Genomic DNA, 14,831 nt, shown 5'->3' on the forward strand with positions numbered 1-14,831 from the left:
AATATGCGCGGAAGTCCCCGTTTCTTTTATTGAAACTAGGGAGTTGAAGTGCCGTAAGTGACAAGTTGAAGCGCAGAAAATAGATGAAAATGAGGGAGTTTTTGGGACATAGTGGGGGTGACAGCTCAAAAGAATGTTGACGAAAATACAGAAGTTATCACCGCATGTGCGTCTATAAGGGGTGAAATTGCCAAGTGGGGCTGTCGATTTAGTGCTTAGTTTCTTAAAAAACACACGTTTAGCCCAAAATTACCGCAGGACACACCGCTGAAGTAAAGAGAACTTCGTAAATTTGCATCGTAAACAATCCAAATACTCATTTACAACACCCCAAAATGAACAAGCAATTCTTACTCGCCTCCATTGTAGCCGTAGCTACTCCCGTGAGTGCAATGGCGCAATCGGCAGTGATCAAGGGCACAGTGGTCGACAGTCAGAACAACGAGCCTATTGCAGGCGTGACCGTTGTGGTGCAAGGAACTAAAACGGTAACAATCACTGATGCCGATGGTAAGTTTTTCCTCAAAGCTCCCAAGGGCGCAAAGCAAAATCTCCAATTTTCTTGCGTAGGCTATGAGACACAATATCTCAATGGCACGCACGTCACAGGCGACCGTGACCTCGGTTTTGTGCCTATGAACCAAGCCTCTGTGGCGCTCAAGGACGCTGTGGTGACCACTCGCGCGGTGGCACGCAAAACTCCTGTGGCACTCACCACTCTCGGATCGGTAGTGATCGAAGAGAAAGTGGGTACTGCTGACTTCCCCAAGGTGCTCGAGTCTACCCCTGGTGTCTATGTGACGCGTGAAGGTGGTGGTTATGGTGACTCCAAAATCACGATGCGTGGTTTCAAGAGTGAGAATGTCGCTGTCCTCGTCAATGGCGTTTCTATGAACGACATGGAGTGGGGTGGTGTCTATTGGTCCAACTGGGCTGGTCTTTCCGACGTAGCCTCTAGCATCCAAACCCAGCGCGGTCTTGGTGCTGCGAAGGTGTCTACTCCCTCTGTGGGTGGATCGGTGAACATCGTGACCAAATCAACCGATGCTAAGAAGGGCGGTTACTTCTCTTATGGCATGGGTAACGATGGTTACAACAAGCTCACCTTCAATCTCTCTACTGGTCGCACTAAAGATGGCTGGGCACTCAACATGTTGGGCGCGCGCGTTTGGGGCGATGGCTACATCCAAGGTTCAGACTTCCAAGGTTGGAACTATTTCCTCTCTCTCTCTAAAGATCTCGGTGAGCATCACATGATTTCGCTCACTGCATTTGGTGCACCTCAATGGCACAACCGCCGTAGCTCCTACGATGGACTCACCGTGCAAGGTTGGCAAGACGTGCAACAATATATGCCTTATCAGCAGAACTATCGCTACAACGCTACCTTCGGTTATGACAACCAAGGCCGCGTGCGCCACTCTGCTCAAAACGTTTACCACAAGCCTCAAATCCAGCTTCAACACCTCTGGCAAATCTCTAACACCTCTTCGCTCAACACCGTGGCTTATCTCTCTCTCGGATACGGTGGTGGTGAATCAGGTCTGGGAACTGCTGCCTACAACTCTTCATGGTATGGCACCAACAATGGCGTGTTGAACATGAGCTTCCGCCGTGCCGATGGTACTTTCGACTATGGCAAGGTGCAAGACCTCAACGAAAAGAGCGAGAGCGGCTCACAAATGGTGATGACCATGAGCAACAACCAACACCGTTGGTATGGCCTCGTGTCTACTTTCACCAAGGAGTTGAGCCAACGCCTCAATGTGTATGCTGGTCTTGACCTCCGTTCTTATGTGGGAACGCACAATAACCGCATCACCGACCTCTTCAATGGTGCATACTACATCGATGCTTTTCGCGCGAATGTGAAGGCTGCCAACAACAGTGCTGCGGCTGATCCTCTCTTCAAATACCAAAAGCTCTCTGTGGGCGACATCGTGCGCCGCGACTACGACGGACACGTGAACCAAGGTGGTGTGTTTGGTCAAGCTGAATATGACTACAACAACCTCACTGCCTTCCTTTCTGGTTCGCTCAGCTACACCAACCAATGGCGCTACGACCGTTTCTACTACGAAAAGTCTAAGGCAGAAAGTGACAGCCACGGTTCACTCGGCTTCACCGTTAAGGGTGGTGTGAACTACAAGTTCCCACACATCGACGGATGGGGCGGACAACACAACGTGTTTGTCAATGGTGGTGTGATTTCTCGCTCACCTTACCTCTTGAGCAGCCTCTTCCTCTCTGGCGACGTTTCCAACGAAATCAACCCCAACGCTGTCAACGAGAAGATTTACTCTGTAGAAGCTGGTTGGACTTACCACACTGCTTCGTTCAACTTCAACCTTAACGCCTACCACACCATCTGGAAGGACAAGGCAATGGCTCGCTCGCTCGACATCACTGATGCTGCTGGCAATGCTGACCGCGGTTTGATCAACATGCAGGGTGTAAACTCCCTCCACCAAGGTGTTGAAGCTGAACTCGACTACAAGCCCGTGAAGTGGTTCTCCGTGCGCGGTATGCTCTCTTTGGGCGATTGGCACTGGACCAACAACGCTGTGGGTTACTTCTACAACTCTCAAGGTCAGCCCCTCGCAGATGCTAAGGGTAAGATTGCTTCTGGCATCTACGCTGATGACCACGCCAAGATGACGCTCAACCAAAAGGGCGTGAAGGAAGGTGGTTCCGCACAGTTCACCGCTAGCCTCGGCCTCACCGTTTATCCCATGGAAGGTCTCCGCATCGGTTTGGATTGGAAGCACTTCTCCAACTACTATGCTGACTACTCCCTCAGCGGTCGCGATCTCTCCATCAATGGCGTGAAGAACTTTGAGACACCTTGGAAGGTGCCTGCATATAACTTGGTAGACCTCTCCGCTGGCTACACCTTCAACATGGGTGGCTACAAGACCACACTCTCTGGTAATGTGGAGAACCTCTTCGACCAAGAATACATCAGTCAGGCATTCGACGGCGCAGGTCACGATTGGCAAACCGCTTATCGCGTGTTCTACGGCTTCGGTCGCCAAATGTCGCTCAAGCTCAAGGTGAACTTCTAATCGCCTGAGCCTCAGAGTTCATATTCTCAACTATATTTCATCGACAATAATGAAACATTTATATATCGCTCTTCTCGCTTCAGCAGCCCTCACCACGGCTTGCAGCGACTACAACGACCAATTTGAAGGTCTGAAAGAGGGACATCACGCTGTTGACGTTAAGAAGATTAACTACACCCTCACCGCTGACGACTACAAGACCATCGCAGAAGATGCCACCAACAAGGCGCTCGCGAAAAAGAACGGCGAAGAAAAGGAATTGGCTGCTTTGGCTAAGAAGCAACAGTTCACTGAGAAAATCACCGCAGCTGAATACATGCCTGCTTTCATCGCCAAGAAGTGGTTCACTGCCGACAATGGTAGTGCAGTGATTGTTAACTACAATCGCCACGAAGTAACTGGTCCTCTCGATCTCTATCAAGACTTTGAAGGCACAGAAAACAAAGCGGTGCAGCCTGCTGCTGTGAAGGATTGGCAAACCCTCACCACCCTCGGTGGTGACAAGGCTGCTTGGTCCACCCAATTCCGCAACAACGCACACTACCTTCAGGCTTCGGCTTACAAGCAGAAGGATTCTGTGCAAACTTACCTTGTGTCTCCCATCTTCACAGTGAGCAAGGGTTCTAAGCTTAGCTTCGATGCGCTCTATGGCCACTACGTGGAAAAGGGTGGACGTCTCAGCGTGTTCCTCTACGATGGTACTAGCCTCACACAAGAAACGGTGGCTTCTCGCCAACCTCTTGCCGACCTCACCAAGCAAGTGAAGATTGAAGTGCCTGCAGCTGGTCAGTCTTTCGGCACTTTCAAGCAAGCCATCAATGCCGATCTCTCCAAGTATGCTGGTCAGCAAGTGCAACTTGCCCTCCGCTACGACGGTAATGGCAAGACCGGTGCTACCACCACTGTGCAGCTCGACAGCCTCGTTGTGGGCAATCAAAAGGTGAACATGGAGCCTGGTAAGGACCAATTTGTGCTCAACAACCACAAGTGGGTGTACGATCCCTCTACTACCGTAACTCTCGGTGCGCAAGGTGATGCAGAAGCAAAGGCATTCTACCAATCTATCGTGGAATGGGTGAAGGCGAATAAGGGTGCTGACTACATCGAAGCTCGCGGAAATGCTGAAAGCTACTCTGGTATTTCTTCTCACTACAGCAACGTAGACTTCAGCGCAGCTACCGTTCGCAAGAACACCCCTGCAGCATTTAAGGACGTGGCAGATGCAGATATCCCTGCATTGCTCCAAAAGAATATCTACGAAACTATTGCTGCTGGTCTCACTTTGAACTATCCCGACGCAGTGCCTGTGGAAGGTGTAGAAGTGATTTACACCGTGAAGTTCACTGTATATGACAATGGTGCAAAGAAGATTCATGAAATCAAGTACAAGGTTACGGGCAAGGGCAAGTTTGAAGCTGTGCCCAATAGCTTGAAAGAAGTGAAGTAATCCCTCCAGAACTTGATATTTTGGTGGAGTCTATCCACCAGTATGTGCAACCCCTCCCCTCGACTTCGGGTCGAAGGGAGGGGTTTTTGTGTGCCTACTTGAACTTGGTTTTGATCTTCCCTCAGGTCTGCTGCGACTCTCCTTGGTCTACTCGAGATTTGGGACAGAATGGGTTGCGCCACTGCAAAAGAAGAAGAGACAACAAGGCATGGGATAGGTGAGGACAATACATGAAATAGGATGAAATAGGACATGAGAAATGAGACAACAAGACATGGGATAGTTGAGGATAATACATGAAATAGGATGAAATAGGGCATGAGAAATGAGACAACAAGGCATGGGATAGGGAACAATGCGCGAGCAGACATCGCCTGTGTCGCGAGCAAAGGTGGCATTCTTCCACAATTTCGGGGAGAAACGTCCACAAGAACGAAAAAAAAGTGGTAACTTTGCTTCATAATCTGCGCTGGTGCCTAGAGGCATCCCTTAGGGGCACGGCGCGACAACTCAAACTATGCGCCAATTCTTTGCATTTTTCAGAATAAAACGGCTCGACACGTTCATCCTCGGCAAGTTCCTACAACTCTTTGTAGGCGCATTCTTCATCTGCCTCTTCGTGTTTGTCATGCAATTCTTGTGGCGCTACGTCGATGACCTTGTGGGCAAGGGCTTGACCCTAGACGTGCTCGGACAGTTCTTCTGGCACGTTTCGGTGTATCTTGTTCCCACCTCGCTCCCACTTGCCGTCTTGCTGGCTTCCCTCATCACCTTTGGTAACATGGGAGAGAACCTTGAGCTCCTCTCGATGAAGGCAGCTGGTGTGCCCCTAGTGCGAGTGATGCGCCCCATCCTCCTGCTCATTATCCCGCTCTCGGCGTTCGTCTTCTATTTTCAAAACGAAATCTCCACGAACGCCCAAAAGCAGCTCCGCGCACTCCTTGTTTCCATCAAAATCGCACAACCTGCCGTGGAAATCCCCGAAGGGGTGTTCTACAACATGCGCGATTTTAACCTCTATGTGGTGAAGAAAAACGCGCAAACCGGTATGCTCTACAATACCATCATCTACAAGATGGACCAAGGATTTGACCGCGCACAAATCGTATTGGCAGATTCGGCAAAAATAGAAATGACTGCCGACAAGATGCACATGAAACTCACCCTATGGTCGGGCGAACAATTCCAAAATCTCAAGACGGAAGATGTCAATGTCTTCAAGAGTGAGAGTGTGCCCTACGACCGCGAGACGTTTATGTACAAGCAGTTGCTCATCGACTTCGATGCCAACTTTAACCAAATCGAAGCTAACGAACTGGCTTTCCTACCGCAGGCGAAAAACTGGACTGCGCTGGCGAATTTTATCGACTCGATGAATCTGCAAATCGACTCTGCCGCACTGGCATCTTCGAGCGACTATGCCGGACGCGCCTTGCCCACCACCAAAGCTTTTACGCGCAAGGATTCGCTTGCCACACTCCGTGCCCTCTCGCACGTGAAGTTGAACTTTGACAGCCTGGTAGCCAAAATTCCCAAAGAGAAAATGGAGCGCGCACGCAACCGCACCGCCTCCACGCTCCAAAGTTTTTCCACCGAAATGACGTGGCGCAACGAGGCTGTGGAAGATCAGGAATACTTCGTCCGTAAGCATGAGGTGGAGTGGCACCAACGCATCACCCTAGCTTTGGCTTGCCTGCTCTTCTTCTTTGTCGGTGCGCCACTGGGTGCCATCATTCGCAAGGGCGGATTGGGCATGCCCACGATTATCTCGGTGGGTATTTTCATCCTCTACTACATCATCAACACCTCGGGTATGAAGATGGCGCGCGATGGTAGCATCAACATGGTGGTGGGAATGTGGATGTCCACTTTCATCCTCACACCTGCCGGAGCGTATCTCACCTTTATGGCAAACCGCGACTCTGTGGTGTTCAACCTCGATGCTTATATTGCCTTCCTCCGCAGGTTGCTTGGCTTCCGCACCAAACGACATCTTTTCCGCAAGGAGGTGATTATCACTCCGCCCGACGTGACAGCCGATTTGCAACTAGCACAGTCCATTCGTCAAGAAGCCGAAGACTACCGTCAAACAAAGCGTTTGTGGCTCGCGCCCAACTATTTCCGCCTCTTCTTCCGCACTCGTCCCGATCAGCGCATGGAACAACTCAGCGACCGCATCGAAGAGTTGGTGGAAGATCTGGCAAACACCAGAGATATGCACGTGCTCGACACGCTCAACCGTGTGCCCTTCATTTACGCGCATGCGCACACCACGCCTTTCTCGCGCCAATGGATCAACTATGTCTTTGGGGTGCTCTTCCCCTTGGGCTTGATTATTTGGGTGAGAGCTTGGCGCTTCCGCCTGCGTTTGGCACGAGATTTGCGGCAGACCATCAAGTGTATGACCACACTCGAAGAGCAGTTAGATATTAGAGATTAGACGTTAGAGATTAGACGTTAGAGATTAGACGTTAGAGGGCTAGAAGAACTAGAACCTCTAGAAGACTAGAACCTCTAAAAGCTCTAACTTCTAACCTCTAACTTCTAACTTCTACCCTCTCACACAACAACATAAAGACACCATCACATGGCAGACATTCAACTTTCCACTATAGAAGAGGCTTTGGAAGACTTCAAAGCCGGGAAATTTCTCATCGTTGTCGATGATGAAGACCGCGAAAATGAAGGTGACCTCATCACCGCAGCGGAACTCATCACGCCCGAAAAAATCAACTACATGCTCCAAAAGGGACGTGGCGTGCTGTGTGCACCCGTCACTAAGGAGCGTTGCCGACAACTTCACCTCGAACACCAAGTGCAAAGCAATACTTCCGTGCTCGGCACCCCCTTCACGGTGACCGTAGACCTCCTCGAAGGTTGCACCACTGGCGTTTCCACACACGACCGCGCAGCTACTGTCCGCGCTTTGGCTAATCCCGAAGCACGCCCCGAATGGTTCGGCCGTCCTGGACACATCAATCCCCTCTATGCGCAAGATCGTGGTGTACTCGCACGCGCTGGGCACACCGAAGCCGCTGTTGACTTGGCGCGCTTGGCAGGACTTCAGCCCGTGGCTTGCCTGATTGAAATCCTCAATGAAGACGGCACCATGGCACGTATGCCACAGCTCAAAGAGTTTGCCGTGCAAGAAGGACTCAAAATTATCACCATCAAAGACCTCATCGCCTATCGTTTGAAGGAAGAATCACTCATCGAGCGCGGCGAAGAAGTGAGCATGCCTACCGAATATGGCGATTTCCGCCTCATTCCTTTCCGCCAGAAAAGTAACGGTTTGGAGCACGTGGCACTCTTCAAAGGTGACTGGAAACCCGGTGAACCCCTCTTGGTGCGCGTGCATTCTAGTTGCGTCACGGGCGACATCTTCGGCAGTTGCCGTTGCGACTGCGGAGCACAGCTCCACAAGTCGATGGAACTCATCGAAAAAGAAGGCAAAGGTCTTGTGCTCTNATGAAGATGGCGCGCGATGGTAGCATCAACATGGTGGTGGGAATGTGGATGTCCACTTTCATCCTCACACCTGCCGGAGCGTATCTCACCTTTATGGCAAACCGCGACTCTGTGGTGTTCAACCTCGATGCTTATATTGCCTTCCTCCGCAGGTTGCTTGGCTTCCGCACCAAACGACATCTTTTCCGCAAGGAGGTGATTATCACTCCGCCCGACGTGACAGCCGATTTGCAACTAGCACAGTCCATTCGTCAAGAAGCCGAAGACTACCGTCAAACAAAGCGTTTGTGGCTCGCGCCCAACTATTTCCGCCTCTTCTTCCGCACTCGTCCCGATCAGCGCATGGAACAACTCAGCGACCGCATCGAAGAGTTGGTGGAAGATCTGGCAAACACCAGAGATATGCACGTGCTCGACACGCTCAACCGTGTGCCCTTCATTTACGCGCATGCGCACACCACGCCTTTCTCGCGCCAATGGATCAACTATGTCTTTGGGGTGCTCTTCCCCTTGGGCTTGATTATTTGGGTGAGAGCTTGGCGCTTCCGCCTGCGTTTGGCACGAGATTTGCGGCAGACCATCAAGTGTATGACCACACTCGAAGAGCAGTTAGATATTAGAGATTAGACGTTAGAGATTAGACGTTAGAGATTAGACGTTAGAGGGCTAGAAGAACTAGAACCTCTAGAAGACTAGAACCTCTAAAAGCTCTAACTTCTAACCTCTAACTTCTAACTTCTACCCTCTCACACAACAACATAAAGACACCATCACATGGCAGACATTCAACTTTCCACTATAGAAGAGGCTTTGGAAGACTTCAAAGCCGGGAAATTTCTCATCGTTGTCGATGATGAAGACCGCGAAAATGAAGGTGACCTCATCACCGCAGCGGAACTCATCACGCCCGAAAAAATCAACTACATGCTCCAAAAGGGACGTGGCGTGCTGTGTGCACCCGTCACTAAGGAGCGTTGCCGACAACTTCACCTCGAACACCAAGTGCAAAGCAATACTTCCGTGCTCGGCACCCCCTTCACGGTGACCGTAGACCTCCTCGAAGGTTGCACCACTGGCGTTTCCACACACGACCGCGCAGCTACTGTCCGCGCTTTGGCTAATCCCGAAGCACGCCCCGAATGGTTCGGCCGTCCTGGACACATCAATCCCCTCTATGCGCAAGATCGTGGTGTACTCGCACGCGCTGGGCACACCGAAGCCGCTGTTGACTTGGCGCGCTTGGCAGGACTTCAGCCCGTGGCTTGCCTGATTGAAATCCTCAATGAAGACGGCACCATGGCACGTATGCCACAGCTCAAAGAGTTTGCCGTGCAAGAAGGACTCAAAATTATCACCATCAAAGACCTCATCGCCTATCGTTTGAAGGAAGAATCACTCATCGAGCGCGGCGAAGAAGTGAGCATGCCTACCGAATATGGCGATTTCCGCCTCATTCCTTTCCGCCAGAAAAGTAACGGTTTGGAGCACGTGGCACTCTTCAAAGGTGACTGGAAACCCGGTGAACCCCTCTTGGTGCGCGTGCATTCTAGTTGCGTCACGGGCGACATCTTCGGCAGTTGCCGTTGCGACTGCGGAGCACAGCTCCACAAGTCGATGGAACTCATCGAAAAAGAAGGCAAAGGTCTTGTGCTCTATCTCAACCAAGAGGGCCGTGGCATCGGACTGATGGCAAAAATCGCTGCCTACAAGCTACAAGAAGAAGGTCTCGACACGGTAGACGCAAATGTGCATTTGGGCTATGATCCCGACGAACGCGACTATGGTGTGGGAGCTCAGATACTCCGCGACCTCGGTGTGACCAAGATGCGCCTCATCACCAACAATCCCGTGAAGCGCGTGGGCTTAGAAGCCTATGGCCTTGAGATTGTGGAAAATGTGCCTATGGAAATCCAAGCCAACGACCACAACCGCCGCTATCTCCTCACCAAACAAGAGCGCATGCACCACGCACTCCACGTGAAGAAATAAGCTGCTGGACATTGTGAAATAAGCCGCTGACGTGGTTGCTCGCAGTTGGCACGGCAAAGAGAGTGGGGCAGTCAAACTGAAAAACTCCGACCTGTTCCAAAAAACGTTGGAGATTTTCCAAAAAACGTTGGAGATTTTTCAATCCCTCGGAAATCGTCTCTCGCTCTCTCTTGAAAAACAGGAAGCTCTCCTCGAGATTCTTGCCTCGTGTCCTCGAACTTCTCGGAACCCTCCTTGCAAGTCTTGCACTCTTGGAAATCGTTTCTGCGCGTTTAGCAATATCCTAGTCCATGAAGGAGCGTGGATTTCTCGACACTCAGCAATCATTTACTTCTAAATAATAAATTCTCTCATGTATCAACCTCAAACCAACTACAACCGCACCTATGCTCCGCAAGGTCGCGCATTGTCCTTCCCTGCTGTGATGCAGAAGGTCTATCTCTGGATGACTTTGGCACTCGCCATGACCGGACTTACGAGCCTGGCTATGATCACTCAGCCCGCCCTGATGAACATGGTGTTCGGTTCTTCCTTCGTGTTCTACGGTCTCCTCATCGCTGAAGTGGCGATGGTGTGGTTTCTCTCTGCGAGCATCCACAAACTCTCCTTTATGACTGCCGGAGTGCTTTTTGCTCTCTACGCCATTCTCAACGGAGTCACCCTTTCGTGCATCTTCTTAGTCTACGCACAGGCCGATATTGTCAACGCCTTCTTCATCACGGCAGGCACCTTTGGCGCGATGTCCGTTGTAGGGCTTTTCATCAAGAAAGACCTCTCCATGATTGGTCGCATCCTCTCGATGGCAGTCATCGGACTCATCATCGCCCTTGTGGTGAATATGTTCCTCGGAAGTTCTACTTTCGACCTCATCATCAGCATCGCTGGTGTGCTCATCTTCACAGGACTCACGGCTTATGACACCCAGAAAATCAAGCGCCTCGTGCATGAGTTTAGCCAAGCAGACGAAGAGTCTACCATGAAAGTCGCACTGATGGGTAGCCTTATCCTCTATCTCGACTTCATCAACCTCTTCCTCTACATCCTCCGCTTGTTGGGCCGACGCAAATAATCGTTCTGCTTCGGTGCAAACCTATCACGGCTCGGAGGTCTCCTCGATTCTCCGGAGACTTTCGAGCCGACACTATTTTTTGCAGTATTTGCTGTGGAAGCGCAACTGTTGCTTTAGCCTTTCACCTTTTCCATTTCACTTTCTCAATTTTTCCCTCACCTTATGCAACTTTCCGATCGTCTCAATCGCCTTGCCCCCTCTGCCACTTTGGCTATGTCGCAAAAGAGTGCTGAACTCAAAGCTCAGGGCATCGACATCATCAACCTCTCTGTGGGTGAACCCGATTTCAACACGCCCGATCACATCAAGGCTGCTGGGCAACAAGCCATTGCCGACAACTGGTCGCGCTATAGTCCTGTGCCTGGTTATCTCGATCTTCGTCAAGCTATCTGCGCTAAATTGGAGCGTGAAAATGGACTGCACTACGAACCCACACAAATCGTGGTGGGCAATGGTGCCAAACAAGCGGTGTGCAACGTGCTTCTCTCTGTGGTGAATCCTGGTGATGAAGTCATCATTCCTGCGCCTTACTGGGTGAGCTATCCCGACATGGTGCGTTTGGCAGACGGTGAACCCGTGTTTGTAGAAGCCACCATCGAACAGAATTTCAAAATCACTCCCCAACAGTTGGCAGCTGCCATCACGCCTCGCACCAAAGCCATCATCCTTTGCAGTCCTTCCAACCCCACAGGTTCGGTGTATAGCCTCGAAGAATTGGCAGGTCTTGCCGACGTGCTCCGCCAACATCCCGAGATTGTCATCATTGCCGATGAAATCTACGAACATATCAACTATGTGGGCAAGCACGCCTCTATCGCTACTTTGCCCGACATGCAAGAGCGCACCGCCATCATCAATGGTGTATCTAAGGCTTATGCCATGACGGGTTGGCGCATCGGTTTTGTGGCTGCTCCTCTCGCCCTGGCTAAGGCGGTGAACAAGCTCCAAGGTCAATACACTTCTGGTGCGGGTTCTATCTCTCAAAAGGCTTCTGTGGCTGCTTTCAACGGCGATCAAACTCCCGTTGAGGAGATGCGTCAAGCCTTCCTCCGTCGCAAGAATCTCATTGTCCGTTTGGCAAAAGAAATCCCTGGATTTGAGGTGAACGATCCCGAAGGAGCGTTCTATCTCTTCCCCAAATGCTCTTCTTATTTTGGCAAGACGGATGGCACGACTACCATCCACACTTCCGACGACTTCGCCCTCTATCTCTTGCAAGAAGCTCACGTGGCTTGCGTGGGTGGCGACAGTTTCGGCAGTCCTCAGTGCTTCCGCATGAGCTATGCCACCAGCGATGAAAACATCGTTGAGGCGATGCGCCGCATCAAGGAGGCTTGCGCCAAATTGAAGTGATTTAGAGATTAGACGTTAGACGTTAGAGTTTAGACGTTAGAGGGTCGCAGACCCTTTCTGCTCGCCCCAAAGTAGCTCGGGCAAAGAAACGTCGTGTAGAAATAGTTTAGACGTTAGAGATTAGACGTTAGACGTTAGTGCCATGCGGACATGGGCTGCGCTAGCTTTTTAATTTCTAACGTCTAGCTTCTTCTCACCAAGCTCCTATGTCTAACGTCTAATGTCTAGTGTCTAACGTCTAATGTCTAGTGTCTACCCTCTAACGTCTAGTGTCTAGCCTCTAACGTCTAATCTCTAACGTCTAACGTCTATTCTCTAGTTTGCCCGAGCCACGCTTGTCGTGGCGAGCAGAAAGGGTCCGCGACCCTCTAACGTCTAATCTCTAACGTCTAACGTCTAATTTCTAACGTCTATTATCTTTGAAACCACGTATTCTCATTGACCTTCGTCATTACAGTAAAGCTCTGTTTTCTGCCGATCTCATGGCAGGACTTGTGGTGGGCATTGTAGCGTTGCCCCTTGCCATCGCCTTTGCCATTGCCGCCTCACCGGGCGGAGATGCCGAACACACCATCGGTCCCGGCATTGGCATCATCACCGCCATTGTAGCCGGTTTGATCATCTCCCTTTTTGGGGGCAGTCGTGTGCAAATAGGAGGACCCACAGGCGCCTTCATCATCATCATCTATGGCATTGTTGCCAAATTTGGATTGTCCGGCTTGTTGGTTGCCACCATCTTGGCAGGCGTTATGCTCGTCTTGATGGGAGTTTTTCGACTGGGAAGTGTCATCAAATTCATCCCCTATCCCATCGTAGTAGGCTTCACCTCTGGTATCGCCCTCACCATCTTCACCACGCAGGTCAAAGACCTTCTAGGACTCACCCTCGAGGGAGGAGCACCAGCAGCGTTTATCGACAAATGGATGTGCTATTTTCGCAATATCACCACCTTGCAGTGGGATGCCGTTGCGGTGAGTGCGGTGAGCATCGCCATCATCGTGGCTTGTACGCGATGGATGAAACGACTCCCTGGTTCGCTCATCGCCATCATTGTCACTACAGCAACGGTGTATTTCACCAATCAAAGCGGACTCACCCACGTTGCCACCATTGGCGACCGATTTGGCAACATCACAGCTTCCTTGCCTCACATCAATGCCTTTCACCTGGATTGGAAATCGCTCTTCACAGACGCACAAGGACACTTCACTTTCAACACACTGAGTGCTTTGTTCCCCTCGGCTTTTGTCATAGCCATCCTAGGAGCTATCGAGAGTTTGCTCTCCGCCACCGTTGCCGACGGAGTGACGGGCGATCACCACGATTCCAACCAAGAACTCATCGGACAAGGCATTGCCAACATCGTGGCGCCTTTCTTTGGCGGCATCCCTGCTACGGGAGCTATCGCGCGCACCATGGCCAATATCAACAATGGTGCTCGCACGTGTATTGCTGGGGTGGTGCACGCACTGGTCTTGCTCGTCATCTTCATTGTGGCTATGCCGCTGGCAGCCTACATCCCCATGCCCACACTTGCCGGTGTGTTGGTGGTGGTGAGTTACAACATGAGCCAGTGGCGCACCTTTGCCCAACTCACCCACCGCCCCAAGAGTGATGTGGTGGTGCTCCTCGTCACCTTCGTGCTCACTGTAGTGTTTGATCTCACCATTGCCATCGAACTCGGTCTGGTGCTTGCCTGCTTGCTCTTCATGCGCCGCATGGCAGAGGTGACGCAGTTGTCGATTTTCACCAAAGAGATTGACCCTAATGCCGATCCAGTGGCAGACATACCCCTCCACGAAGAGGCGCTCGTCATCCCCGATGGGGTGGAGGTGTATGAAATCAATGGACCCTTCTTCTTTGGGGTGGCGAATCGCTTTGAGGAAATGACGGCAGAGATGCAAGACCATCCTGCCATTCGCATCATTCGCATGCGTCGTGTGCCCTTCATCGACTCCACGGGGGTGCACAATCTCGAAAATCTCTGCTTGATGTCGCAGCGCGATGGCACGCAAATCATCCTTTCGGGGGTGCAACCCAAGGTGCGCGCTGTGCTGGAACGTGCTGGATTCCCTGCCCTCATCGGAGAGGACAACATCTGTTCGCATATCACTATCGCGCTCGAGCGTGCAGCAGCCTTGCGCGCGAAAGCCTAAAACCTTTGTACTCCTCGTAGGGTACATTCGGCAGCGAAGCAGGGGGCTCATCGCTTAGTGTGCGAAGTGTGCCAACTCGTTGCTCCGAAACGCTTCATGTAGTGGCGCGAATAGCGTGACTTAATGGTTCGTAGCACTACAAGAGCTCCTCGAATCGTTTAAACAATTCCGTAGAATAGCTGAAAAAGAAAAGAGTGGTTGACTGGACAATCCGGTCAACCACTCTTTTTCTCGTTCCGCACAGCAGGGGAGTGGAGGAGGAGAGAGGGGGCATCGCGCCTTAG

At 51.3% G+C, this 14,831-nt stretch carries 8 protein-coding genes and 1 pseudogene; all 9 read left to right on the forward strand.

What is annotated here, in order from left to right:
* Positions 1–335: 335 nt before the first annotated feature.
* The 9 genes and pseudogenes from BQ2633_RS09340 to BQ2633_RS09380 all read left to right on the forward strand — a co-directional run bounded on the left by BQ2633_RS09340 (position 336) and on the right by BQ2633_RS09380 (position 14,547).
* The gene (locus BQ2633_RS09340; RefSeq protein WP_075566669.1) at positions 336–3,065 is read left to right on the forward strand and encodes a TonB-dependent receptor; all 2,730 of its coding nucleotides are present in this window, start codon (positions 336–338) and stop codon (positions 3,063–3,065) included.
* 49 nt (positions 3,066–3,114) lie between these two features.
* On the forward strand, positions 3,115–4,512 hold the full coding sequence (locus tag BQ2633_RS09345) for a choice-of-anchor J domain-containing protein (protein WP_075566671.1): 1,398 nt from the start codon (positions 3,115–3,117) through the stop codon (positions 4,510–4,512).
* 517 nt (positions 4,513–5,029) lie between these two features.
* Positions 5,030–6,952, forward strand: coding sequence for an LptF/LptG family permease (locus BQ2633_RS09350; protein WP_075566672.1), 1,923 nt, complete (start codon positions 5,030–5,032; stop codon positions 6,950–6,952).
* A 147-nt stretch (positions 6,953–7,099) separates the two neighbouring features.
* A pseudogene (gene ribB, locus BQ2633_RS09355) lies at positions 7,100–7,978 on the forward strand (3,4-dihydroxy-2-butanone-4-phosphate synthase); the annotation flags it as partial.
* Positions 7,979–7,980: 2 nt separating this feature from the next.
* Complete coding sequence (locus BQ2633_RS09360; RefSeq protein WP_075566674.1) at positions 7,981–8,607, forward strand: hypothetical protein; 627 nt, start codon at positions 7,981–7,983, stop codon at positions 8,605–8,607.
* 147 nt (positions 8,608–8,754) lie between these two features.
* A complete protein-coding gene (locus tag BQ2633_RS09365) occupies positions 8,755–9,969 on the forward strand; it encodes a bifunctional 3,4-dihydroxy-2-butanone-4-phosphate synthase/GTP cyclohydrolase II (RefSeq protein WP_075566675.1) in 1,215 nt (404 codons plus the stop codon).
* Positions 9,970–10,321: 352 nt separating this feature from the next.
* A complete protein-coding gene (locus BQ2633_RS09370) occupies positions 10,322–11,038 on the forward strand; it encodes a Bax inhibitor-1/YccA family protein (RefSeq protein ID WP_075566676.1) in 717 nt (238 codons plus the stop codon).
* 162 nt (positions 11,039–11,200) lie between these two features.
* Positions 11,201–12,391: a pyridoxal phosphate-dependent aminotransferase gene (locus BQ2633_RS09375; protein ID WP_075566677.1), complete on the forward strand. Its 1,191-nt coding sequence runs from the start codon at positions 11,201–11,203 to the stop codon at positions 12,389–12,391.
* 419 nt (positions 12,392–12,810) lie between these two features.
* Entirely contained in the window at positions 12,811–14,547 is a 1,737-nt protein-coding gene (locus tag BQ2633_RS09380) for a SulP family inorganic anion transporter (RefSeq protein ID WP_075566678.1), read from the forward strand.
* Positions 14,548–14,831 lie beyond the last annotated feature (284 nt).

Source organism: Ihuprevotella massiliensis, from assembly GCA_900095835.1.
Lineage (GTDB): Bacteria > Bacteroidota > Bacteroidia > Bacteroidales > Bacteroidaceae > Alloprevotella > Alloprevotella massiliensis.

Coding starts and splice junctions, on each gene's coding strand:
- BQ2633_RS09340 (WP_075566669.1), top strand. CDS start 336: ATGAACAAGCAATTCTTACTCGCCTCCATTGTAGCCGTAGCTACTCCC.
- BQ2633_RS09345 (WP_075566671.1), top strand. CDS start 3,115: ATGAAACATTTATATATCGCTCTTCTCGCTTCAGCAGCCCTCACCACG.
- BQ2633_RS09350 (WP_075566672.1), top strand. CDS start 5,030: ATGCGCCAATTCTTTGCATTTTTCAGAATAAAACGGCTCGACACGTTC.
- BQ2633_RS09360 (WP_075566674.1), top strand. CDS start 7,981: ATGAAGATGGCGCGCGATGGTAGCATCAACATGGTGGTGGGAATGTGG.
- BQ2633_RS09365 (WP_075566675.1), top strand. CDS start 8,755: ATGGCAGACATTCAACTTTCCACTATAGAAGAGGCTTTGGAAGACTTC.
- BQ2633_RS09370 (WP_075566676.1), top strand. CDS start 10,322: ATGTATCAACCTCAAACCAACTACAACCGCACCTATGCTCCGCAAGGT.
- BQ2633_RS09375 (WP_075566677.1), top strand. CDS start 11,201: ATGCAACTTTCCGATCGTCTCAATCGCCTTGCCCCCTCTGCCACTTTG.